At 58.6% G+C, this 20,447-nt stretch carries 22 protein-coding genes; 16 read left to right on the forward strand and 6 right to left on the reverse strand.

Annotated features, from left to right (window positions below; translation table 11 throughout):
- Positions 1-543: 543 nt before the first annotated feature.
- The 7 genes from B9P63_RS17610 to B9P63_RS17640 all read left to right on the forward strand — a co-directional run bounded on the left by B9P63_RS17610 (position 544) and on the right by B9P63_RS17640 (position 7,036).
- The gene (locus B9P63_RS17610) at positions 544-1,560 is read left to right on the forward strand and encodes a C4-dicarboxylate TRAP transporter substrate-binding protein (RefSeq protein ID WP_085311244.1); all 1,017 of its coding nucleotides are present in this window, start codon (positions 544-546) and stop codon (positions 1,558-1,560) included.
- 105 nt (positions 1,561-1,665) lie between these two features.
- Complete coding sequence (locus tag B9P63_RS17615; RefSeq protein ID WP_085311245.1) at positions 1,666-2,295, forward strand: TRAP transporter small permease subunit; 630 nt, start codon at positions 1,666-1,668, stop codon at positions 2,293-2,295.
- Complete coding sequence (locus B9P63_RS17620; RefSeq protein WP_085311247.1) at positions 2,295-3,695, forward strand: TRAP transporter large permease; 1,401 nt, start codon at positions 2,295-2,297, stop codon at positions 3,693-3,695. Before B9P63_RS17615 ends, B9P63_RS17620 begins: the two co-directional genes overlap by 1 nt.
- A 29-nt stretch (positions 3,696-3,724) precedes the next feature.
- Complete coding sequence (glpK, locus tag B9P63_RS17625; RefSeq protein ID WP_085311249.1) at positions 3,725-5,209, forward strand: glycerol kinase GlpK; 1,485 nt, start codon at positions 3,725-3,727, stop codon at positions 5,207-5,209.
- Positions 5,210-5,249: 40 nt separating this feature from the next.
- Complete coding sequence (locus tag B9P63_RS17630; RefSeq protein WP_085311252.1) at positions 5,250-6,047, forward strand: thymidylate synthase; 798 nt, start codon at positions 5,250-5,252, stop codon at positions 6,045-6,047.
- Between the two features lie 3 nt (positions 6,048-6,050).
- Entirely contained in the window at positions 6,051-6,536 is a 486-nt protein-coding gene (locus B9P63_RS17635; RefSeq protein WP_085311254.1) for a dihydrofolate reductase, read from the forward strand.
- A 161-nt stretch (positions 6,537-6,697) separates the two neighbouring features.
- On the forward strand, positions 6,698-7,036 hold the full coding sequence (locus B9P63_RS17640; protein ID WP_139816291.1) for a hypothetical protein: 339 nt from the start codon (positions 6,698-6,700) through the stop codon (positions 7,034-7,036).
- Positions 7,037-7,102: 66 nt separating this feature from the next.
- Here the strand turns inward: B9P63_RS17640 and B9P63_RS17645 are convergent, their stop codons facing one another.
- Positions 7,103-7,309 carry a cold-shock protein gene (locus B9P63_RS17645; RefSeq protein ID WP_085311258.1) on the reverse strand — a complete coding sequence of 69 codons (207 nt, stop codon included), beginning with the start codon at positions 7,307-7,309 and terminating at the stop codon, positions 7,103-7,105.
- Positions 7,310-7,446: 137 nt separating this feature from the next.
- Here B9P63_RS17645 and B9P63_RS17650 point away from each other — a divergent pair, with 137 nt between their 5' ends.
- Positions 7,447-7,761 (forward strand): ArsC/Spx/MgsR family protein, encoded by a 315-nt coding sequence (locus B9P63_RS17650; protein WP_085311260.1) that lies wholly within the window; start codon positions 7,447-7,449, stop codon positions 7,759-7,761.
- Here the strand turns inward: B9P63_RS17650 and B9P63_RS17655 are convergent.
- The 5 genes from B9P63_RS17655 to thrS all read right to left on the reverse strand — a co-directional run bounded on the left by B9P63_RS17655 (position 7,750) and on the right by thrS (position 12,462).
- Positions 7,750-8,301, reverse strand: coding sequence for a DoxX family protein (locus B9P63_RS17655; protein WP_085311263.1), 552 nt, complete (start codon positions 8,299-8,301; stop codon positions 7,750-7,752). The genes B9P63_RS17650 and B9P63_RS17655 overlap by 12 nt on opposite strands.
- A 4-nt stretch (positions 8,302-8,305) precedes the next feature.
- Entirely contained in the window at positions 8,306-9,073 is a 768-nt protein-coding gene (locus B9P63_RS17660; RefSeq protein WP_085311265.1) for an HvfC/BufC N-terminal domain-containing protein, read from the reverse strand.
- Positions 9,070-9,927, reverse strand: coding sequence for an MNIO family bufferin maturase (bufB, locus tag B9P63_RS17665; protein ID WP_085311267.1), 858 nt, complete (start codon positions 9,925-9,927; stop codon positions 9,070-9,072). Before bufB ends, B9P63_RS17660 begins: the two co-directional genes overlap by 4 nt.
- 58 nt (positions 9,928-9,985) lie before the next feature.
- Positions 9,986-10,276, reverse strand: coding sequence for a BufA1 family periplasmic bufferin-type metallophore (locus tag B9P63_RS17670; protein WP_085311269.1), 291 nt, complete (start codon positions 10,274-10,276; stop codon positions 9,986-9,988).
- 239 nt (positions 10,277-10,515) lie between these two features.
- Entirely contained in the window at positions 10,516-12,462 is a 1,947-nt protein-coding gene (gene thrS / locus B9P63_RS17675; protein ID WP_085311272.1) for a threonine--tRNA ligase, read from the reverse strand.
- A 166-nt stretch (positions 12,463-12,628) separates the two neighbouring features.
- On the opposite strand from thrS, the gene B9P63_RS17680 reads away from it, so the two are divergent.
- The 8 genes from B9P63_RS17680 to B9P63_RS17715 all read left to right on the forward strand — a co-directional run bounded on the left by B9P63_RS17680 (position 12,629) and on the right by B9P63_RS17715 (position 20,396).
- The gene (locus tag B9P63_RS17680) at positions 12,629-13,390 is read left to right on the forward strand and encodes an alpha/beta fold hydrolase (RefSeq protein WP_085311274.1); all 762 of its coding nucleotides are present in this window, start codon (positions 12,629-12,631) and stop codon (positions 13,388-13,390) included.
- On the forward strand, positions 13,387-14,376 hold the full coding sequence (locus tag B9P63_RS17685) for an alpha/beta hydrolase (RefSeq protein WP_085311276.1): 990 nt from the start codon (positions 13,387-13,389) through the stop codon (positions 14,374-14,376). Before B9P63_RS17680 ends, B9P63_RS17685 begins: the two co-directional genes overlap by 4 nt.
- Positions 14,377-14,488: 112 nt before the next feature.
- Positions 14,489-15,817 (forward strand): histidinol dehydrogenase, encoded by a 1,329-nt coding sequence (gene hisD / locus B9P63_RS17690; RefSeq protein WP_085311278.1) that lies wholly within the window; start codon positions 14,489-14,491, stop codon positions 15,815-15,817.
- Positions 15,814-16,866: an ester cyclase gene (locus B9P63_RS17695; protein ID WP_245830740.1), complete on the forward strand. Its 1,053-nt coding sequence runs from the start codon at positions 15,814-15,816 to the stop codon at positions 16,864-16,866. Before hisD ends, B9P63_RS17695 begins: the two co-directional genes overlap by 4 nt.
- Before the next feature lie 131 nt (positions 16,867-16,997).
- Positions 16,998-17,606, forward strand: coding sequence for a hypothetical protein (locus B9P63_RS17700; RefSeq protein WP_085311389.1), 609 nt, complete (start codon positions 16,998-17,000; stop codon positions 17,604-17,606).
- A gap of 56 nt (positions 17,607-17,662) precedes the next feature.
- Positions 17,663-18,424 (forward strand): SDR family NAD(P)-dependent oxidoreductase, encoded by a 762-nt coding sequence (locus B9P63_RS17705; protein WP_085311391.1) that lies wholly within the window; start codon positions 17,663-17,665, stop codon positions 18,422-18,424.
- Positions 18,421-19,425, forward strand: a complete 1,005-nt coding sequence (locus B9P63_RS17710) for a LacI family DNA-binding transcriptional regulator (protein ID WP_085311280.1) — start codon at positions 18,421-18,423, stop codon at positions 19,423-19,425. The genes B9P63_RS17705 and B9P63_RS17710 overlap by 4 nt, the downstream gene beginning before the upstream one ends.
- Before the next feature lie 2 nt (positions 19,426-19,427).
- Complete coding sequence (locus tag B9P63_RS17715) at positions 19,428-20,396, forward strand: nuclear transport factor 2 family protein (RefSeq protein ID WP_085311282.1); 969 nt, start codon at positions 19,428-19,430, stop codon at positions 20,394-20,396.
- Positions 20,397-20,447: the final 51 nt, after the last annotated feature.

The following is a 20,447-nucleotide window of genomic DNA, read 5'->3' on the forward strand; positions in this document are numbered from 1 at the left end:
CCTGAGGGGGGGTAGGTTTTGGCGTGCGGCTGTGTCGTTGAATCGTTCATGTTCAGAGCTCCCTTGATCAATCAATCACGCTGCTGGTTTTCAAGGCGTCTTGGCGGAGAGCGCATGGAAATCAGCAACCTGTCCTTGGGTCACTTATAAGTTAGCTTTGAAAAGCAATAAATAAGCACAAGTAAACAAAGCGTAATGTTGTCAATAATTTTTATCTTTATAGCGATGTTTTGTAAATGGTTGTGACTAAGGATGGCGGCGCAGTTGGATTGTAACGGTTTTGTGACTGCCCTATTTTCCAGTGGTAAATAAAGTTGCCGCTAAATCCTTGCTTGAAAAAGCACTGTTTGCGCTAGCGCAGGCCTGCGGCATAGTGTGTCGGTATGCAATTGTATGCCGAAAATCACTCCAGTCGAACCGACTCGCTCTGTGCCGCACATTTGTGCGTGCTGCCTGAAATTCGCGCAAAATTTGTTTTCAGAAAGCCGTTGCGCCCCTCACTTGGGGCGCTAAGGTTCGCACAATCATAAAAGGGAGAAGATCATGAAAAACCTGACTGCAAAACTCATCGGTACAGCTTTCATTGCGAGCCTTGCGGGCGAAGCAGCGGCGACGGAATGGAACGTTTCGGTCTGGGGCAAGCGCCGCGCCTTCACGGAGCACGTTGAAAAGCTGGCTGAACTGGTCTCTGCCAAGACCAACGGCGAATTTACCATGAACGTCTCTTATGGCGGTCTGTCCAAGAACCGCGAAAACCTTGACGGCATCTCTATTGGTGCCTTCGAGATGGCCCAATTCTGCGCAGGCTATCACCGCGACAAGAACCGCGTGATCACGGTACTCGAATTGCCCTTCCTCGGTGTCGAGAATCTTGCGCAGGAAGTCGCAGTTTCCAAAGCCGTTTACGCCCACCCCGCCGCGACCGAAGAAATGGCGCAGTGGAACGCGAAATTGTTGATGACCTCGCCGATGCCGCAATACAATATCGTTGGCACCGGCGATGCGCGTAGATCGCTCGCTGATTTTGAGGGCATGCGCGTGCGTGCGACGGGCGGCATAGGCAATGCGTTCGAAGCGGTCGGTGCAGTGCCCACTTCCGTTACGGCGACTGAAGCCTATCAGGCGATGGAGGGCGGCGTGGTCGATACGGTTGCTTTCGCGCAGCACGCACATCTTAGCTTCGGCACGATCAATCAGGCGACGTGGTGGACTGCGAACCTGAACCCCGGCACGGTGAATTGCCCTGTCGTGGTTAACATCGATGCCTATGAGAGCCTGAGCGACGCGCACCGCGAAGCGCTTGACAGCTCGGTCGACGAAGCGATTGATCACTACCTCGCCAACTATGCTGAATTGCTGGCGCGCTGGGACAGTGTTCTCGAAGAAAAGGGCGTGGAGAAAGTCGAGATTGCGGATGACGTGATCGCCGAATTCCGCGCCAAGGCGGCTGACCCGATCCGTGCCGAGTGGATCAAGGACATGGAAGCGCAGGGCCTGCCCGGTCAAGAGCTTTATGATCTTGTTGCCAAGACTTTGGCAGAGGCCAAGTCGGGCAGCTGAACCCGATGAATCCGGCGCGCATCAAGCGCGCGCCGGAACCCAGCTTCATTTTGCAGGGCGCACGCCGTGCGCGCCCTGCCTTTTTATTTTCGGGGAATATGACACATGGCAGGCTCAGCCGCAGTTCTTGAAGACTCCAGCCTTCTCAGCAAGCTTGATCGTGCGCTCTTGCCGTTCGAGCGTTTTTGCGCGCTCTTGAGCGGTCTGGCGATCCTGTTGTTGATGTTCCTCGCCGTCTACTCCGTCACGGGGCGCAAGTTTTTTGCGTCACCGATGATGGGCTATGTGGATTACATAGAAGCCGCCATGCCGATTATCGCGATCATGGGCGTGTCCTATGTGCAGCGCGACGGCACGCATATCCGCATGGATATGCTGGTTTCCAAGCTACGTGGCCGCGTGCTTTGGCTTTTCGAATTTATCTCGGTGCTGCTTATCTTGCTGTTGATCGTCGCGCTCACCTGGGGCGCATGGGAACATTTCGACCGCTCTTTTGATTGCGCGCGGCCCCTGTGTAGCCGCGACAGTTCCATCGACGTGGGCATTCCGATCTGGCCGTCCAAGCTGGTTGTGCCGATCGCCTTTGGCGTGCTTACTGCGCGCTTGCTTTTGCAGGCCGTCGGCTATGGGCGTGCCTTCATTTTGAACTCGGAAAATCCGGTGGCCGTGCCCCTTACCCTGACTGTGGCCGAGCAGGCCGCGATCGAAGCGAAATCCATTGAGGGAGCCGACTGATGGAACCTATCGAGATCGGCCTATGGGTCAGCGGCGGCATGCTGGTGTTTGTTCTGCTTGGCATGCGCGTCGCCTTTGCTGCGGGACTTGCGGGATTTGTCGGCCTTGTCTGGCTGCGCTGGAACGGCTTTGATTATGACCCCGAGCGCTTTTGGAAAGCTGTAGAAATCAGCGTCAAGATCGCAGGTTTGACCCCCCATTCCAAGGTCAGCGCGCAGGTGCTTAGCCTGATCCCCGTGTTCATCCTGATCGGCTATCTTGCCTATCATGCAAAGCTGACCGTTGCGCTGTTCGAGGCCGCGAAACGCTGGATCGCTTGGGTGCCGGGCGGACTGGCCGTGGCCACGGTGTTCGCGACCGCAGGCTTTGCCGCTGTCTCCGGCGCCTCCGTTGCGACCGCCGCGGTTTTTGCGCGGATCGCTATCCCTGAAATGCTGAAAGTGGGCTATAACAAAGCCTTCGCCGCGGGCGTGGTCGCGGCAGGCGGCACGCTGGCCTCGCTCATTCCGCCCTCTGCAATCCTTGTGATCTACGCGATTATCGTTGAACAGGACGTGGGCAAATTGCTGCTTGCAGGGTTTATTCCGGGCATGTTCTCGGCGTTGGTCTATGCGATCCTGATCATCGGCCTTGCGGTGGGGTTCAAGAATATCGGCCCGCCCGTAGGCGGCTTTACATGGCGCGAGCGCTTTGAATCGCTGCCCCCCGCCTTGCCCATCGTGGCCGTGGTCGTGATCATCATTTTCTTCGTCTACAATCCATTTGGCGATGCTTGGGGCACCGCGACCGAGGGCGGGGCAATCGGCGCGTTCATCATCTTTTGCATGGCGCTCTATCGCGGGATGCGCTGGAAGCAACTCAAAAGCGCGCTGCTGGAAACTGCCAAACTGACGGTGATGATCTTTACGATCATCTGGGGCGTGCTGATCTATGTGCGCTTCCTTGGCTTCGCCAAATTGCCCGATGCGTTCTCGGACTGGATCACGGGGCTGGACATGGCACCGCTGACGATCCTGATTTGTATCTTGCTCGCCTATGCGGTGCTGGGCATGTTCATGGACGCGATCGGTATGCTGCTTTTGACGCTGCCTGTGGTCTACCCTGCGGTTATGGCGCTCAATGGCGGTGAAATGGTCAGCGCAGCGGACAGCGCCTTTGGCATGTCCGGTCCGATGTGTGCGATCTGGTTCGGGATATTGGTGGTGAAGATGGCCGAGTTCTGCCTTATCACCCCGCCCATCGGGCTTAACTGCTTCGTTGTGGCGGGCGTGCGCGACGATCTCACGGTGCAGGACGTCTTCAAGGGTGTGACGCCCTTCTTCATCGCCGACGGTATCACCATCGCGTTGCTGGTGTCCTTTCCGGGCATCGTGCTCTGGCTGCCCTCGCTCGCCTCATAGATTAACCACTCGTTATAACGGACGACCCCATGACCCATATCCTTGCCATCGATCAAGGCACCACATCGACCCGCGCGATCCTGTTCGGGGCCGATATGGTGCCCGTCGCCAGTGCGCAGGAAGAGTTCGAGCAGCATTTTCCGCAAAGTGGCTGGGTCGAGCATGATGCGATGGACCTTTGGACCAGTACCGCCGCCACCTGCCGCGGCGCGATTGAAAAGGCAGGGATCAAAGCGGAAGATATCGCCGCACTCGGGATCACCAATCAGCGGGAAACCACGGTTTTATGGGATCGCACCAACGGCAAACCTCTGCACCGCGCGATCGTCTGGCAGGATCGGCGCACGTCCGCGCTGTGTCACGCGTTGAAAGAAGCGGGGCATGAAGCGGTGGTGACCGAGCGCACCGGCTTGCTGCTCGATCCATATTTTAGCGGTACGAAACTGAAATGGCTGCTTGATAATGTCGAGGGCGCGCGCGCTAGGGCAGAAGCGGGCGAGCTGGCCTTTGGCACCGTCGATAGCTGGCTTATCTGGAACCTTACGGGCGGCAAGGCCCATGTCACCGATGCCACCAATGCGGCGCGCACCATGCTATATGATATTCGCAAAGGCCGCTGGTCGCAGACCATGTGCGATATGCTTGATATCCCCATGTCCGTACTGCCCGAGGTCAAGGATTGCGCCGCTGATTTCGGCATGGTGCGGGCCGATTTGTTCGGGCGCGAAATTCCGATTTTGGGCGTTGCGGGCGATCAACAGGCCGCGACGGTGGGGCAGGCGTGCTTCAAGCCGGGCATGCTCAAATCGACCTATGGCACCGGATGCTTCGCGCTGCTGAACACGGGCGACGAACCTGTGACGTCCAACAATCGCCTGCTGACCACGATTGCCTATCAGCTTGACGGCAAACCGACCTATGCGCTGGAAGGCTCCATTTTCATTGCGGGGGCGGTGGTGCAATGGCTGCGCGACGGGCTGAAGATCATTCGCGAGGCGAAGGAAACCCAGCCCCTCGCGGATAGTGCGGATGCGGGGCAGGATGTGATCATCGTGCCGGCCTTCACCGGTCTTGGTGCGCCCTATTGGAATGCAGAGTGTCGCGGCGCGGTGTACGGCCTCACGCGCGGCTCTGGCCCTGCGGAACTGGCCAAGGCGGCGCTGGAAAGCGTCGGGTTTCAAACCCGCGATCTACTGGAAGCGATGCACGCGGATTGGTGCGGCGCAGAAGAAACCGCCCTGCGGGTCGATGGCGGGATGAGCGGCTCGGACTGGGCCATGCAGTTCCTGTCCGATATTCTGGGCGCGCCTGTGGATCGCCCTCATGTGCTGGAAACCACTGCGCTTGGTGCTGCATGGCTTGCCGGTCAGCGCGCGGGGCTTTATCCGGGCCTTGAAGAGTTCGCAGCGACTTGGGCGCTCGAGCGTAAATTCACCCCCGAGATGGACACGCAAACTCGCGGTACACGCTATGCGCGCTGGGGTAGGGCAGTGCAGGCGACCTTGTCGGTGTGACGCGCACTTGTTAAAGCAAAGCCAAACTGGGGGAAATGCAGTGAAGCAATACCATCAAGCCTTGCGCGATGTTCTGGAGTTTGGGGTTCAGTCCACGGACCGAACTGGCACTGGCACCATTTCGCATTTCGGGATGCAGTGCCGCTACCGGATGGCGGACGGGTTTCCTTTGGTCACCACCAAAAAGCTGCATCTGAAATCGATCATCCACGAGCTTTTGTGGTTTATCGCAGGCGATACCAACATCAAGTATCTCAAGGATAACGGTGTTTCGATCTGGGACGAATGGGCGGACGAGAACGGCGATCTCGGACCTGTCTACGGCGCGCAGTGGCGCCGCTTCCCTGCGCCGGGTGGTGCAGGCTCTATCGATCAAATCACTGACCTTATCGAGGCGATCAAGAAGACCCCCGATAGCCGCCGACTCATCGTTTCTGCGTGGAATCCGGCGGAAGTGCCCAATATGGCGCTGCCTCCGTGTCACACGCTCTGGCAGGTCCGTATTTCGGGTGGAAAACTGCATTTGCAGCTTTATCAACGCTCCGCGGATATGTTCCTCGGCGTACCCTTCAACATCGCCTCCTACGCGCTTTTGCTGCATATGCTGGCACATGTGACGGGCTACGAGCCGGGGGATTTTATCCACTCCATCGGCGACGCGCATATCTATTCCAACCATATGGAGCAGGTGCAAACCCAGCTTGCGCGCGCGCCAAAATCACTGCCGCAGCTTTGCATCAAGCGGCAGGTCCCGACGCTTTTCGACTTCACCTATGATGATTTCGAGATTATCGGCTATGATCCCGACGCGGCCATCCGCGCGCCTGTGGCGGTGTAGCGTATGATTTCGCTGATTGTTGCACGCGACCGGAACGGGGCCATTGGCAAGGATAATGACATTCCTTGGTATGCCCCTGAGGACCTACAATTCTTCAAACGCGAGACCCTTGGCGGTGCGATCATCATGGGGCGCAATACTTGGGACAGCCTGCCGTTCAAACCATTGAAGGATCGATTGAACATCGTTGTGACCTCGCAAGGGTGCAGCGCCGAGCATACCTTCACCAGTGTCGCACAGGCTGTCGCGTTTGCCTACGCAAAGGGCTACAGGCGCGTTTATGGCATCGGCGGTGCAGGGATATACCGAGAGATGATCACGCTTGCGGACCGCATGTTGATCACTGAAGTCGATCTTTCGATCGAGGCGGCGGACACGCATTTCCCTGCGTTTGAGCGCGCGCATTGGAACATCTTGGGCGAAACACCTCTGCGCGAAGACCTCCCGACATGCACGGTTTTCGAGTATTTGAGGCATGCAAAACTATAAAGCTTTGCGCTTTTGCTTGCAAAAGAATCACACTGCGAGGTCGAGTTTGGTCAATGCGGCCCAACTTGCGTGCGCCTAAATTGACTTAATTGCGCCCCATGTTAGGTCTAACTGATAATAAAAAACACCATCTCGAGCAGTTTCATAAAAAGGGCAGTTCCATGTTTTCAAAAGTTTTCGCAGTGGCCGTTGCGGCGACAATCGCCGCTTCTTCGCAGGCTCTGGCCTGGGGTGATATGTATATGGGGGACGGCACGCATAATCCCAATAGCGTTGCGCCGCAGGCCTATCATGGCCCGAACTATTGCCCTCCGGGCCTACAGCCGGTGGTTCTTGGCGGCGTCATTTGCTGTGGCACTGCGGCGCGCGGCTACACGCCGATGAAGCAGCAGCACGTCAAAAAGCACGCGCCGAAAACGACCGCCATCGTGAGCGACCAGGTGCTCTACACACGAGAGCAGGTATACGGCCAGCGCACGATCTATATCCAATCCGAGTGATCGAGTAGCGCCGTCAATAAACGACCAAGCCCAGCGATTCCGCTGGGCTTTTTCGTGCTGTGTAGTTTAAAGCGCCTTCAAATTGGCCGCCATATCGCGTCCATCGCGGCCCTCTTCCATGTCGAACGAGACCTTTTGATTGTCGGCCAAACCCGTCATTCCCGAGCGCTCGACGGCTGAAATATGTACGAACACATCCTTGCCGCCGCCTTCAGGTTCGATAAATCCGAACCCCTTGGTGGTGTTGAACCATTTTACGGTGCCATTGGGCATTCCGCGAACTCCCTTTCCAATACTTCCGTAGCCGTGAGCTTAGCATTCCCGTGCGAATTTCAAGGAATTTTCGGATAACCCGAGTTGACATTTTCGTTAGAAACACGCGCTCTGACGCAAAGAATAGGGAGATCGAAATGAAGCTATATGGCCTGAAAAACTGCGACACCTGCCGCAAGGCTTTGAAATCCTTGCCCGATGCGCAGCTTGTCGATGTACGTGGCGACGGCGTGCCGATCGCGCTTTTGCAAAGGGCCGAGGCAGAGTTCGGCGCGGCCTTGCTAAACACGCGCTCGAGCACATGGCGCAATCTTGGCGAGGCCGAGCGTGCACGCCCTTCGCTGGACTTGCTGGTGGATCATCCCGCCTTGATGAAGCGTCCGCTGATTGAGATCGGCGATGCGCTTTATTTGGGCTGGAGCAAAGAGGTGCAGGCGACCCTAGGCGTCTGACTTGGTAAAGACGCGGTCCAGCGACAGCCAGCCCGCGCCTTTGAACACCAGGATTGCAAGCGCCAGAACCCAGAACATGCGCTGATCGAGGATGATTCCGTCAGGGATGCGATCGAACCATGCGCCCAGCACTTTTGGGTCGCTCCACGCATTGTGCCCGATCAGATCGGTCAGGCTTTGCACCACGATAAATCCGATCATGCCAAGCGCCGCCAGCCGCGTGAGCAGCCCGACGATGATAAGGGCGGGCAGGATGAATTCGGCCCATGTGCCTGCGATCACGACCGCCCAGTGAAACAGGCCAAGCTGGCTGACATCATAGCCTGCCGCCTCCATCGCGCGGGGAAAAATCTGCGCGTAGGCCCCGAGCGAGGGCTGGAAAATCCCCATGACGCCGCCGCCCAGTTTGGTCAGTCCCGAGTTGAAGAAATAAAGCGCAAGGGCGGCTGCGAAGGCAAAGCGCGCCGCAAAGGCGAGCGCGGCGTCGCCCGCGCCGATGGGGGCGAACAGGCGCTCCTGGAGAGCAATCAAACTGCGCATATGTCTAGTCCTTCTGGTCATTTATGGGCGTCACTGTGCCAATCGCGCCGGTTTGGAGCAAAAGCCCCAAAAGGCTGGGGAAATCGAAATCGGGGTGGATTTGTTCAATATTTTCAAGCGCGTCGCCGAGCAGGGTTCCCGCGCGCAAGGCTTCTATCAGATCAGCGCCGCCCACTGGGAGAGCGTGCATGCTCGGGTCGAACTCTTGGCGCGCGATAAGCACGTCCTGAGCGCGCGCCGCAGGTTTCGGCGCGCCGTCCGTCATGTTGAAATGCCAGATATCGAGGATTGGCCAGAGCGAGCGCAGGGTGTGAACGGCTGGTACGAAGTGCACCTGCGCGCGGGCGAGCACCTTGGGGGGCAATGTGCTGAATACCGCAGGATCGATCGGGGTGGCGTCGCGCGCGTGGTAGCTGCGGCGCTGCGCCAGCTCCAGCCGTGCCACATCGCCGAGGTAGGAAAGATGCGCCAGTGGCTTAAAGCCCTCTAAATACGCAGGAAATTCAGCGCCATAAAGCATCATGCGCGGATCAGCGGGTGGGTGTTCGCGCACGTAAAGTCCGGCAAGGGACGAAAAATTATGTATGCCAAGTAACTTTTCGATGACCGGAAAGCTATGTGAAAGTGCCTCTTTCAGGCTCATCACCACGTTGTTGCGATAGACATCAAAACGCTTGCCCGCAGGGCGATCAAGCCCATCCAGAAGTCCCCGGGGCACGGCGATATCAGGATCGAAGAGCGCCGTTCGAAATTGTGATTGCGCGCTTCTCATGGTGTATGCGCCAGCGCCCGCGCGCCGCGCTGCGCCTCTGCTGCAAGGGTTGGCCAGTCAGGAACGTCTGTGTCCCATTCGATCAGCAACGGGCGCGGACCGGAGCGCGCAAGCGTGTACTCCAAAAGCGCCCAAACCGGATCAGCCACTTCGCGGCCATGGCTGTCGATCAGCAAAGGCGCGCCATGATCATCCATATCCTCATCATGCCCGCCAAGGTGAATTTCACCGACGCACTCGAGCGGGAAATCATCTATGTAAGCGCGCGCATCCAACTGCAGATTGGTGGCAGACACGAAGACGTTGTTCACATCAAGCAGCAAGCCGCAGCCAGTGCGCTGCGCCAACGCGCCAAGGAATTCTGTCTCGCGCATGGTGCTTTCGCGGAAGGCAAGATAGCTGGACGGATTTTCCAGCAACATTTGACGGCCCAGAACATCCTGGACCTGATCGATATGATCCGCGACGCGCTCCAACGTGGCGTTGGTGTAGGGCAGGGGTAGCAGATCGTTCAAGAACGCGTTCTCGTGGCTCGACCATGCGAGATGTTCGGAGAAACTTGCGGGGCTGAGCCAGTCGCAAAGCGTTTTCAGCCGCGCAAGGTGCTCGCTATCAAGGGCCCCTTCACCGCCGATGCTTAGGCCGACGCCGTGCACCGAAACGGGAAAGCGTTCAGACAGATGGCGTAGCTGGGCAAGTGGGCGACCGCCCTGGCCCATGTAGTTTTCAGCGTGAATTTCCAGCCATTCCACAGGCGCGGGGGCCTCCAGGATATTGGCGAAATGCTGAGGTTTGTAGCCGACGCCGGGCGCATTTGGCAGATCAGGACGGCGTGCGCGCGTGGCATCAAACATCAGAAAAGTCCTTTAAAACATAGGGCGCGCATTGCTGCGCACCCCAACCATAGCTTGCTTATGCGGGCAGGTCACGCGTCAGCGCTTCAAGCGAACCCATGCGCCCGTCGGGCAATTCCATCTCGGCGCATGTGCCTGCATCGACCAGCGTCCATGCGTTGCCCTGATAGTCCACCGTGGAGGATCCTGCGCATGTGGTGCCCGCGCCGGCGGCGCAATCGTTCTTGCCTGCAAGGGAAACGCCGTAGCATTTTTCCTGGCCTGCGGCAGAGGCTTGGGTGACCGTGTGAGCTGTGAAAGAGGCGGCGACAGCGCCGGCGACGGCGAGGGTTTTGAGTGCGTTGGACATGAGGTGTTCCTTTGGTTTGTTGTTCGTATCGTTAAGCAGTGCACCGTTTTGGTGACTGAAATCAACTTACTGCGCAGGGCCGGTTTTTGGCTATTCACGGCGGCGTGTGTCACGCATGCGTCAGAGTGCGCGACACAGGCGTGAGCCTGCCTGCGACAAAATATCCTTTGAAAACAAGAGCGGCCCGCCTGAAGGGGCGGGCCGTGTTGCAGTTTTCGATCACTCCCCCAGGGGGAATGTTACAGTTTATCGGGCGGTGTTGCCTCGATTTTGAGCGCCGCCAGCACCGAATCCAGCGTATCGACCTTGGTTTGCTTTTCGCCAAGGCGGCGCAGGGTTACCGTACGTTCTTCGACTTCGCGCGCACCCACGGCGAGGATCACAGGCACCTTGCCCACGGAATGTTCGCGCACTTTGTAATTGATCTTCTCGTTGCGAATATCCGCCTCTGCGCGCACGCCAACGGCTTTCAGGGCTGCAACCACTTCGTGCACATAGTCATCCGCATCGGAAATGATCGATGCGACGACCACTTGGCGCGGAGCCAGCCAGAACGGCAGTTTGCCTGCGTGGCTTTCGATCAGAATACCGATGAAACGCTCGAATGATCCCAATGTCGCACGGTGCAGCATCACGGGGCGATGTTTGTCACCGTCCGCGCCGATATAGCTGGCATCAAGGCGCTCTGGCAGAACGAAATCCACCTGATGCGTGCCGCACTGCCAGTCACGGCCAATCGCATCGGTCAGAACGAATTCCAGCTTGGGCCCATAGAACGCCCCTTCGCCGGGATTCATCTCCGGCTCGATCCCTGCGGCGCGCGTCGCGGTGAGCAGCGCGTATTCGGCCTTGTCCCAGACCTCATCCGAGCCAGAGCGCATTTCAGGGCGATCCGAGAATTTCACGCGGAAGTCTTCAAAGCCGAGGTCTTTGTAAACCGACGACAGGAAGTCGATGTAGATCGCGGTCTCTTCCTCGATCTGGTCCTCGCGGCAGAAAATATGCCCGTCGTCCTGCGTAAAGCCGCGCACCCGCATGATACCGTGAAGCGCGCCCGATGGCTCATAGCGGTTACACGAGCCAAATTCGGCCATGCGCAAAGGCAAATCGCGGTAGGATTTCAAACCTTGGTTAAAGATTTGAACGTGGCAGGGGCAGTTCATCGGCTTGAGGGCATTCACAGCCTTCTCGCGGGCGTGATCTTCGTCGACTTCGACGATGAACATGTTCTCTTGATACTTTTCCCAATGCCCTGACGCTTCCCAGAGCTTGCGATCCACGACCTGCGGCGTGTTCACTTCCACATAGCCGCCCGCATATTGCTTGCGACGCATGTAGTCCTGCAATTCGGTGTAGATACGCCAGCCGTTTGGATGCCAGAAAATCTGGCCCGGCGCTTCTTCTTGCATGTGGAACAGGTCCATCTCGCGGCCCAGCTTGCGATGATCGCGTTTCGCGGCCTCCTCGAGCATGTGCATATGCGCTTTGAGCTGTTCCTTGTTGAGAAAGGCGCAGCCGTAGATGCGCTGCAACATCGCGCGATCACTGTCACCGCGCCAATAGGCACCTGCGATGCTCATCAGTTTGAAGCTATCGCCCGGAACCTGGCCTGTGTGCTGCAAATGCGGGCCACGGCACAGGTCCTGCCACTCGCCATGCCAATACATGCGCAAAGGCTCGTCGCCAGGGATGCCGTCGATCAGCTCGACTTTATAAGGCTCACCCAAATCCTCGTAGTGTTTCACCGCGCGAGCGCGCTCCCAGACTTCGGTGCGCACCGTATCGCGCGCATTGATGATCTCTTTCATCTTCTTTTCGATAACGCCAAGATCCTCGGGCGTGAACGGCTCTTTGCGATCGAAGTCGTAATACCAGCCGTCTTTGATGACAGGACCAATGGTGACTTTGACGTCCGGCCAGATTTCCTGCACCGCGCGCGCCATGATGTGCGCGAGATCGTGGCGCACCAGTTCCAGCGCGGGCACTTCGTCTTTCATGGTGTTGATTGCGAGGGTGCTATCGCTCTCGATGGGCCACTGCAAATCCCAATGCGCCCCATTTACCGTCGCGCTGATCGCCTTCTTGCCAAGTGACGTGGAGATGTCCGAGGCGACTTCGCCAGCGGTGATACCCGCCGCGTACTCGCGTTTATTGCCATCGGGAAAAGTAAGGGAGACGTTTGCCATGTCGGCACTCCTCGTCAGTTTGGCGCCTACGAAAGCGCCCGGTTGCGGGTTATGTGTTGGCGCTCAATGACCTCACTGCTTTAGCCTGTCAAGAAGGCCGATTGAGGCTTTGCACCCGCGCGGCGCTCGTGCATCAATACGAGCCAAGCATTTAGCGGAGGACGCCATGAGCGAACCCAAGTTCCATACATCGCCGCAAGGGCGCCAGATCGCATATCACAAGACCGATGGGGCAGGGCCGTGCGTTGTGTTTCTGGGCGGGCTCAAGTCCGATATGGAGGGCACGAAGGCCATTCACCTTGAAGATTGGGCGTTGGCGAAAAGACGCGCCTTTCTGCGGTTTGATTATTCGGGGCACGGGCAAAGTTCGGGTCAGTTCACAGATGGCTGCATTGGTGATTGGGCCGAAGATGTACGCGCGCTTTTGAACGCGGTAACGGACGGTCCATTGCTTTTGGTGGGCTCTTCTATGGGGGGGTGGCAATCTCTTCTCGCGGCGAAAAATATGCCAGAGCGGATCATGGGACTTGTAACCATCGCCGCCGCGCCGGATTTTACCGAAGACAGCATGTGGGCGGGATTTTCCGATGCGCAGAAAGCCGATCTGCAAAGCAACGGCCAAATTGCGCTGCCCTCTGATTATGGCGAGCCTTATATTATCACCAAAAAGCTGATCGAGGACGGGCGCGATCAACTGGTTCTAGGGGGTCCGCTTGAATTGCCCTTCCCCGCGCGCTTCTTGCAAGGCACGAGCGACGCGGATGTGGATATGTCGGTGGCGCTGCGGCTGCTGGAACATGCCACCGGCCCCGATATGCGCCTGACTTTGGTGGACGGTGCGGATCACCGCTTTTCCGACAATGCCTGCCTGTCGCTGATCGAGGCTGCGGTGGAAGAGGTTTTGAAAGCCGGGGAGGGCGCAGAATGAAAACACTGTTTCGCTGGCTTGGCGGCTTGGTGGTTTCGGCGATTGCGGTGATTGCCGCAATCGCGCTTTTCGCGCCGCGCGAGGCGGTGAACCTCGATGTGAGCTTTGATGAGGCCTTGCTGAGCGGCGGCGTCTCGGCCTATTTCGAGGGCGTCGAGGCGGCGTATGACGACATCACGCCCAATGCGCAAAAGCGGGTGATTTGGGCGGGCGCGCCAGAGCAAAAGACACCAGTCTCCGTAGTCTATATCCACGGGTTTTCCGCAACCTCCGAAGAAATCCGCCCCGTGCCTGACAGGCTTGCTGCGGCGCTGGGCGCGAACCTTGTTTTTACGCGGCTGCGCGGGCATGGGCGCTCTGGCGCGGCAATGGCCGAGGCCAGCGCTGCGGATTGGATGCGCGATACGCTGGAGGCATTGGCCGCGGCGCGCGCGGTTGGCGAGCGGGTGATTGTCGTGTCAACTTCCACGGGCGGTACGCTGATGGCTGCGGCCGCGCTACGGGGCGATGCGATGCGCAACGTCGCTGGCAGCATCTTCGTGTCCCCAAATTTCGCGATCAACACGCCCGCTTCTGCGATGCTCACCTGGCCTGGTGTGCGCTGGTGGGGGCCAATCGTTGCCGGTGCAGAGCGCAGCTTCGAGGCACATAATGCGGCGCATGAAACATACTGGACCAACAGCTACCCGACCGTGGCCTTGATCCCTATGGCCGCACTGGTCAAAGCGGTGGACGCGCTGGATATGGGGCAGGCGCAAGTGCCTGCGCTCTTCGTGTTCTCGGATCAGGACAAGGTTGTCAGCGCGGCCAAGACCCGCGCGGTGGCCGACGCTTGGGGCAGCCCGAGCGCGGTGTTGCCGCTTAGCATGGGCGTGGGCGATGATGCCTATAGCCATGTGATTGCGGGGGATATCCTCTCGCCCTCCCAAACCGAGGGGGCAGCGCAGGCTATGATTACTTGGGCACAGCAGGTTTTGGCGGACTGATTTAGCAGACTAATTTGCAAGCGTATGCAAAAAAGCCTTGAGCCGGGCGGTGCGCCCTCTATTCTATCTGGGAATGGAATCTTGGGGTGCGCCCCGTTCGGGGAGACAAAACATGGCAGAGTATCTCAAACGCGGTAAACCGGCTGCAGAACGCGCCGAGGATGATGCAAAAACCCGCGCGGTGGTCGAAGCGACGCTGGCCGATATCGAAGCGCGCGGCGACGCTGCCGTGCGCGAATTGTCCGAGAAGTTCGACAATTACGCGCCCGAGAACTATCGCCTCAGCCAGCAGGAAATCGACGATCTGATTGCCCAGCTAAGCCCGCGTGAATTGGCCGATATCAAGTTCGCGCAGGAACAAGTGCGCAATTTCGCGCAGGCGCAGCGCGATTCCATGCTCGATATCGAAGTGGAAACGCTTCCGGGCGTCATTCTGGGTCACAAGAATATTCCCGTGCAATCCGTCGGCTGCTACGTTCCGGGCGGTAAGTTTCCGATGGTCGCAAGCGCGCATATGTCTGTCGCCACGGCCTCCGTTGCGAAGGTTCCGCGCATTATTGCTGCGACGCCGCCGTTCAACGGCAAGCCCAATCCCGGCGTGATTGCTGCGATGCACCTTGGCGGTGCCCATGAAATTTACGTACTTGGCGGCATTCAGGGCATCGGCGCGATGGCGATTGGCACGGAAACGATCGATCCGGTGCATATGCTTGTCGGGCCCGGCAATGCCTTTGTCGCCGAAGCTAAACGCCAGCTCTTTGGCCGCGTCGGAATCGATCTGTTCGCGGGTCCTACGGAGACAATGGTGATCGCAGACGAGCATGGCGCAGACGCCGAGCTTTGTGCGACGGACCTTTTGGGGCAGGCAGAGCATGGATACAACAGCCCTTGCGTTTTGCTCACCAACTCCAAAAAACTGGCCGAGGCCACCATGCTGGAGATCGAGCGTATTTTGCAGATTCTGCCCACCGCCGGCACCGCGCGGGTGTCCTGGGAGGAGTATGGCGAAGTCATCGTTTGCGAAAATTATGACGAGATGCTTGCGATTGCGGATGATATCGCCTCCGAGCATGTGCAGGTCATGACGGACCGCGATGATTGGTTCCTCGAGCACATGACCTGCTATGGTGCTTTGTTCCTTGGCGCGCGCACGAACGTGTCGAACGGCGATAAGGTGATTGGCACCAACCACACGCTTCCTACCAAGAAGGCGGGGCGTTATACGGGCGGGCTTTGGGTCGGTAAGTTCCTGAAAACGCATAGCTATCAGCGTATTTTGACCGATGAGGCCGCGACGCTGGTGGGCGAGTACGGCTCGCGACTTTGCATGCTCGAGGGCTTTGTTGGCCATGCGGAGCAATGCAATGTGCGCGTGCGCCGTTATGGCGGGGTGAACGTTCCTTATGGCACGGGTGCGCCCTACCGCGATCCTGCAAAGTGAGCGTCGACTTCGAGGGCCTCAAAGCGCTCATTGCCCCGCTGAGGGCCGCACAATTTGATTTTGACGAAAGCGCGGTGAAGGCCGCGCTCTTCGCGCTTTGCGACGGGGAAGCGGTGTTTCACCATTGCCATCCGTTTGGTGATTTGCACGGGCCGGAGGCATTTTATGAAGCCAGCTACGCGCCGCTTTTGCGCGCACTGCCTGATCTGGAGCGGCGCGATTGGCTGGTGATGTCCGGCCCCACGGAGCGCGGCGATGTCTGGATCGGATGCGGTGGATATTACAGCGGCACGTTCGTCGCGCCATGGCTTGATATTCCACCCACGGGCCATGTGGTGCATATGCGCTTTCACGAATTCTACCGTTTTGTGGGCGGCAAGATCGTCGAGGCACAGATGATTTGGGATATTCCCGAAGTGATGATGCAGGCGGGCTGCTGGCCTATGACCCCGTCACTGGGGCGCGAGTGGTGCGTGCCCGGGCCTGCAGCGCAGGACGGACTTTCGCGCGCGCCGCGCAGCGCCGCACAAAGCGATGCAAGCTGCGCGCTTATTATGGACATGCTCGCGGCGCTGATCCGCCATCCCGCTCAGGGCGGGCCGGAGGTGATGGAGCTGGAGCGGTTCTGGCATCCGCGCATGATGTGGTATGGTCCTGCGGGTATCGGCACCGCGCGCGGCATTGCGGGATTTCGCAACTGGCATCAAATTCCCTTTCTGAACGCGATGCCTGATCGCGGGCAATCGGACGATGGTCTTGTGTTTCATTTCTTCGGTGACGGGCCCTATGCGGCGGTGACCGGCTGGCCGAATATGGTGCAGAGCGTGAGTGCCGATGGCTGGCTTGGCATTGCTCCGAGCGGTGTGCGCATCGAGCTTCGCAGTCTGGATTTCTGGCGGCTGGAGAGTGGATTGATCCGTGAAAACTGGGTTTTGGTGGATTTGCTGGACATGTATCGCCAGCTTGGCGTTGATGTTTTTGCGCGGTTGCGCAGTTTCAACAAGGCGCGTGCTCCGGGATCGGTTCCTTTTCCGATTGGTGCGCCCTAAATTATTGGAGCGCCGCCAAGGCGGCACGCAGGTTTAGCCCACCCGAAGAGGGTGGGCAGCATGGGGCTTTGCCCCAAACCCCAAAGTTAAAGGGGAAGATGAAGGGAGAAGGCATGCGCAGGCCGGCAAGCATGTGGTCTTTGGAGACGCTGGGGCGGGTGCGCTTGTCACGGTATTTTTACATGCGCGAGTTTCTGTATTCCGAGATCGCGAATTTCCATCAGTTGCGCAATATGCCTGTGGACCCTGATCTGGCGATCCAGCGGGGGCGGGCGTTGTGCGAGGGATTGCTTGATCCGCTGGAGGAAACATTCGGGCGCGTTGCGGTGCGCTCTGGGTATCGCGCGCCCGAGGTGAACCGGTTCGGCAATGAAAACGGGTTGAACTGTGCGCGCAACGATTATCCGCTCGAGTGTCATATCTGGGATTTGCCGAAGGTCGAGGTGGCCGGGGCTTCTATCGTGATTCCCTGGTTCGCGGATCGTTATGAGCAGGGGCGCGATTGGCGCGATATGGCGTATTGGCTTTATGATCATCTGCCTTTTGCGGAGGCCTGGTTCTTCCCTAAACTCTGCGCGTTCAATCTGAGTTGGCGCCCGGAAACGCCGCGCCGGATCGATAGTTATATCGCACCCAAGGGGACATTGGTGAAAGCGAATGCCGAACCGCTCGAGCCGCGCGCGCTGCGCCAAAAGCGCTATGCGGATTTTCCGGTGTTTCGCGCGCTCAAGACCCCCTAGACAGCGTGGATCATGGCGCGTAGCTTGGCTTGCAAACCTATGCAAAAGGCGGCGTGATGACCCTTCCGAAAACTCCTTCTTTTCGCCTTGATGGCAAGCGTGCCTTGGTCGCTGGAGCCTCGAGCGGGATCGGCATGGCCTGCGCGGTGGCATTGGCAGAGGCCGGTGCGCATGTGACCTTCGCGGCAAGGCGGTCCGAGATGCTCGAGAGCGTCGTGAGCGATGTGCGCGCGGCGGGTTTCGCGGCGCAGGCCTATGCGCTGGATGTGACGGACACGCAGGCGGTGCGCGATCTTTTTGCAGATCAACATTTTGATATTGTTTTGAATTCCGCGGGTTTGGCGCGTCACGGCAAAGCCGTGGATACGACAGAGGATGATTTTGATGCGGTGATGAATATCAACGTGCGCGCGGCATATTTTCTCGCGCAGCAGGCGGGCAAAGCGATGATCGCAAACGGCAGTGGCGGGTCGATCATTCAGATTTCCAGCCAGATGGCCCATGTCGGCGGGCTCGATCGCGCGGTCTATTGTGGCACGAAACACGCGGTCGAGGGCATCAACAAGGCGATGGCGATCGAGTTCGGCCCCGCCGGTATTCGCGTCAATTCGATCTGCCCGACCTTCATTTTGACGCCGCTCACCAAACCCACCTTCGACGACCCTGAAAAGCGCGCCTGGATCGACAGCAAGATCAAGCTGCCCCGCATCGGCGAGGTCGAGGATATTATGGGCGCTGCGGTCTTTCTTGCCTCGGATGCGTCTGGGATGATCACCGGCACCTCGATTTTGGTCGATGGTGGCTGGACTGCGGGATGAGCCATCGCAAGGTGACATCGCTCGAAGTGGCCGCGAAAGCGGGGGTCAGCCAATCGGCAGTCAGCCGTGTCTTTTCCGGTGCCTCTGCGTCGGAAAAAACCGCCAAAAAAGTGCGCGCGGCGGCACAGGAGCTGGGCTATCGGCCCAACGTATTGGCGCGCTCGTTGATTACGGGGCGCTCGCGGATTATCGGGCTGATCGTTGCTTATCTGGATAACCAGTTCTACCCCGTGGCCTTGGAGCGGCTCAGCCATGCGTTGCAAGAGCAGGGCTATCACATCATGATTTTCATGGCTTCCGCGCGCGGACCGGACGTGGACCGGGTGATAAACGAGTTGCTCGATCATCAGGTGGACGGGATCATCACAGCCAGTGTCGGATTGACCGACGCATTGACGGAGCGATGTGAAAAGGCTGGGATCCCCGTGGTAATGTTCAACCGTGGCCAGCAGGACCGGCGCATGCCGGAAGTGACCTCAGACAATCTCTCGGGTGGCAAGCGTATTGCAGAATTTCTTTGTGCGGGTGGACATGAGCGGATTGGTCACATCAGCGGTTGGTCCGGCTCATCGACAGGGCAGGACCGCGCGGCGGGATTTGCCGCAGGGTTGAGGGGCGCGGGCAGTGCTTTGATCGCGCAGCTTGACGGGATGTACTCGCGCGAGGGCGCGGTGAAAGCGGCGCGCGAGATGGTCGAGGTGCACAAAACCGACGCGCTTTTCGTGGGCAATGATCACATGGCCTTTGCAGTTATGGACACGCTGCGCGGCGAATTGGGACTTAGCGTGCCCGATGATATTTCGATTGTTGGCTATGACGATGTGCCCATGGCGGCTTGGGCGGCCTATGATCTGACGACGCTGCGCCAACCTGTGAACCAGATGGTCAGCGCGACGGTTGGGCTGTTGATGGATATGATCAACGGCGAGAGCACTGCGCGCAAAATACAAATTCAAGGGCCGCTCGTTGTGCGCGGCTCTGCCAAAATTCCAAAGGGGTGAACATGAGAGGCTTTGACAATCGCTGGAAGGACTTTCCGGACTATATCCTTGGGATCACAAAGGAAATCTGGGAAGATCGCGGCCTTGGCGCGCGTATGCGAGATTATTATGCGCCCGAGGTGATCGTGCGCATGCCCGGCGGGATTTCCACGGGCGAGCCTGCATCGACCGCAGCCACCATGTCGTCACTGGTCGAATTTCCGGACCGCGAACTGCTGGGCGAGGATGTGATCTGGTCGGGAGATGCCGAGGCGGGGATGCTGTCCTCGCACAGGATCATTTCGACAGTGACCCATGCGGGGGACGGTGCCTTTGGCCCTGCGACGGGACGCAAGATCACCTACCGTGCGATCGCCGACTGCTATGCAAAGGACAACCAGATCAGCGATGAATGGTTGATCCGCGACAATGGTGCGGTGGTGCGCCAGATGGGCTATGATCCGAAAGACTGGGCGCGCGCCAAGGTCGAGGGCGGGGCGGGCGCGCCGTTCACCCCTGCGATGGATATCGACGGTCCCTACACGGGGCGCGGCAATGACAACGCATGGGGGCAGGCTTACGCCGATATTCTTAACCGGATGATGAGCGCCGAGTTCTCGATCATTCCGCAGCAATATGACCGTGCCTGCCATCTGGAATACCCCAGCGGGCGAAGCGCGCATGGCTGGGCGGCTGCAGATGCGTTCTGGCTTGGGCTGCGCGCGGCATTTCCGTCGGCAAAATTCGAAATCCACCATCAGATCGGCCTCGAAGAGGCACTTTTGCCGCCGCGCGCCGCGATCCGTTGGTCGCTGACCGGAACCCATTCGGGATGGGGCAGCTTTGGCGCGCCAAGCGGGGCAGAAGTGCATGTTATGGGCATCTGCCATGCGGAGTTCGGACCGCGTGGTTTGCGCCGCGAATGGGCGCTCTTGGATGAAACGGCGATCTGGATGCAGATCATCGCCCATACCGGCGCGCATTCGGGCTAATCGGCTTGCACCTTGCCTGCGAAGCGCTCAGTTTAAGAAAAGAGTTTTAGG

The organism is Planktotalea arctica (genome assembly GCF_002105285.1).
In the GTDB taxonomy this organism is placed as follows: domain Bacteria; phylum Pseudomonadota; class Alphaproteobacteria; order Rhodobacterales; family Rhodobacteraceae; genus Planktotalea; species Planktotalea arctica.

Coding starts and splice junctions, on each gene's coding strand:
- B9P63_RS17610 (WP_085311244.1), top strand. CDS start 544: ATGAAAAACCTGACTGCAAAACTCATCGGTACAGCTTTCATTGCGAGC.
- B9P63_RS17615 (WP_085311245.1), top strand. CDS start 1,666: ATGGCAGGCTCAGCCGCAGTTCTTGAAGACTCCAGCCTTCTCAGCAAG.
- B9P63_RS17620 (WP_085311247.1), top strand. CDS start 2,295: ATGGAACCTATCGAGATCGGCCTATGGGTCAGCGGCGGCATGCTGGTG.
- glpK (WP_085311249.1), top strand. CDS start 3,725: ATGACCCATATCCTTGCCATCGATCAAGGCACCACATCGACCCGCGCG.
- B9P63_RS17635 (WP_085311254.1), top strand. CDS start 6,051: ATGATTTCGCTGATTGTTGCACGCGACCGGAACGGGGCCATTGGCAAG.
- B9P63_RS17640 (WP_139816291.1), top strand. CDS start 6,698: ATGTTTTCAAAAGTTTTCGCAGTGGCCGTTGCGGCGACAATCGCCGCT.
- B9P63_RS17645 (WP_085311258.1), bottom strand. CDS start 7,309: ATGCCCAATGGCACCGTAAAATGGTTCAACACCACCAAGGGGTTCGGA.
- B9P63_RS17650 (WP_085311260.1), top strand. CDS start 7,447: ATGAAGCTATATGGCCTGAAAAACTGCGACACCTGCCGCAAGGCTTTG.
- B9P63_RS17655 (WP_085311263.1), bottom strand. CDS start 8,301: ATGCGCAGTTTGATTGCTCTCCAGGAGCGCCTGTTCGCCCCCATCGGC.
- B9P63_RS17660 (WP_085311265.1), bottom strand. CDS start 9,073: ATGAGAAGCGCGCAATCACAATTTCGAACGGCGCTCTTCGATCCTGAT.
- bufB (WP_085311267.1), bottom strand. CDS start 9,927: ATGTTTGATGCCACGCGCGCACGCCGTCCTGATCTGCCAAATGCGCCC.
- B9P63_RS17670 (WP_085311269.1), bottom strand. CDS start 10,276: ATGTCCAACGCACTCAAAACCCTCGCCGTCGCCGGCGCTGTCGCCGCC.
- thrS (WP_085311272.1), bottom strand. CDS start 12,462: ATGGCAAACGTCTCCCTTACTTTTCCCGATGGCAATAAACGCGAGTAC.
- B9P63_RS17680 (WP_085311274.1), top strand. CDS start 12,629: ATGAGCGAACCCAAGTTCCATACATCGCCGCAAGGGCGCCAGATCGCA.
- B9P63_RS17685 (WP_085311276.1), top strand. CDS start 13,387: ATGAAAACACTGTTTCGCTGGCTTGGCGGCTTGGTGGTTTCGGCGATT.
- hisD (WP_085311278.1), top strand. CDS start 14,489: ATGGCAGAGTATCTCAAACGCGGTAAACCGGCTGCAGAACGCGCCGAG.
- B9P63_RS17700 (WP_085311389.1), top strand. CDS start 16,998: ATGTGGTCTTTGGAGACGCTGGGGCGGGTGCGCTTGTCACGGTATTTT.
- B9P63_RS17705 (WP_085311391.1), top strand. CDS start 17,663: ATGACCCTTCCGAAAACTCCTTCTTTTCGCCTTGATGGCAAGCGTGCC.
- B9P63_RS17710 (WP_085311280.1), top strand. CDS start 18,421: ATGAGCCATCGCAAGGTGACATCGCTCGAAGTGGCCGCGAAAGCGGGG.
- B9P63_RS17715 (WP_085311282.1), top strand. CDS start 19,428: ATGAGAGGCTTTGACAATCGCTGGAAGGACTTTCCGGACTATATCCTT.